This window comes from Metamycoplasma equirhinis (genome assembly GCF_006385185.1).
In the GTDB taxonomy this organism is placed as follows: domain Bacteria; phylum Bacillota_I; class Bacilli_A; order Mycoplasmatales; family Metamycoplasmataceae; genus Metamycoplasma; species Metamycoplasma equirhinis.
This window is the reverse complement of sequence record NZ_VFIX01000015.1, coordinates 1-1,758: the sequence shown is the minus strand read 5'-3', so window position 1 is coordinate 1,758 and position 1,758 is coordinate 1. Positions and strand designations below refer to the sequence as shown.

General features: G+C 27.1%; 1 protein-coding gene. It reads left to right on the top strand.

Translation table 4 applies throughout. The annotated features are described in order from the left end of the window. Positions 1-1,758 (top strand): coiled-coil domain-containing protein (locus FJM08_RS03090; protein WP_140031735.1); only part of this gene is annotated, 1,758 nt, incomplete at both ends.

Genomic DNA, 1,758 nt, shown 5'->3' with positions numbered 1-1,758 from the left:
TACTAAAAGACCGGATGTTATAGCTGCATTTGGCAAATTAAAAGATAAAACAAATATTTCGCCAAAAATTAGCGATTTGAATGCTCATTTAACATTTAATAAGAAGCAAGTTGAAGATGCGTTAAGGGCCGCTACTGACTTTGAAGTTTCTAGACGAACTTTAATTAATAAGGCCAAAACCGAGAAAAAAGTTGAAGATTTGACGCAGGCACTTAGCGATTTAAAAGAAATTCAAAATCGAGCGAACAAAGCAAAAGAACTTGAATCGCAAAAAGGTTATGCTGCCAAAAGAAATGAAATCGATTTACTATTTAATCGGATTAATGAAGAAATTAGTGAAGTTGAAGAATTACTAAAACAAGCAAAGCAAACTGAAGCTCAAAGAATTCAAGAACTTTCTAAAAAAATACAAGATCAAATTACCGAATTGAATAATGTTGAAAATGTTACAAAAGGTAAATTTTCAACTTCTATTGAGTTAAAAAAACAAATTGAAAAACTTGAAAATGAATTGAAAAAAGCTAATAAACTAAAAGATGAATTAGTTGCCGAAACAAGTTCAGAATTAGTTACACCTAAAAATAATCTAAATGCCGCAATTAATACTGCAGAAACTACTTTGAAATTAGCCAAAGCAAAAGCGAACGCAATTGAGCAAATAGAAGGTTTTAACGAACTAACGCCTGAACAAAAACAAGATTTTATTAATAAAATTAATAATGCTGCTGACGAAAACCAAATTAATCAAATTATTTCGCAAGCACAAGATAAAAATAATGAAGAGAAAGCAAAAAATATTGCTGCTATTAAAGAAAAAATAACCAAATTAATTTCTGATTTAAACTCAAAATCAACTGAATTAGAAAATGGAATTGGCACATTGCCTATCACAGATTTACAAAAATTAATTACTGAAGCCAATGCGATAATTAGAGATTCCGAAGATTATCATTTACAAAATAAAAACAAATATGCGGAATTAAATGGTGACTTTAATAATTTACAAAACGCTATAAATGATGCTAAAGCAAAATCAACAAAAGCACAAAATCACATATCTTCAGGAAAACAAGCTATTGATGAAAAATTAAAGCAAATGAAAGATAAATTAAATGAAATTAATAACTTTATTAATAGCCACAGTGAACCTAAAGAAATTGATGAAAATCAATGAGAAACACAAAAACAAGCGATAACTAAATTAAGTGAAGATGCAAATAAACTAAAACAAGAAATCCAAAATAAAGGTTATAGCGAAAAATCAAGTGAAATAAACACTTTGATTTCAAATATTAATTCTGCATCTACTAAGATTGATAATGCCTTAGATAAAATTTCAAAACAAAAAGAAATTAGTAAAGCAATTAAGGATGCTAAAGATTTCATTAATTCGCTTTCATGAATTAATAAAAATGAACAAAATGACTTTATCAATAAACTAAATAAAGCAAATATAACAATTTTAGAAATTAATGAAATTAAACAAGGTGCAAAAACAAGAGATGATGAGTATAAAACCGAATTGGAAAAACATCGTGAGTATTTAGGTAAATTAAATGAATTGCTTAAAAATGCGCAATTAGCAAAATCTGAATATTCAGAAATTCGTCGCGAATTAGAAGGCATAATTGATGCTAATAAAATTGATTTAGATAAATATCAAAGCGATAGAAATACTAGAATTCATAAATTAGATGATATTAAAAGCAAAAATAAGAATTTGGCTGACGCAAATGATCCAATTCTTGTAAAAATAAT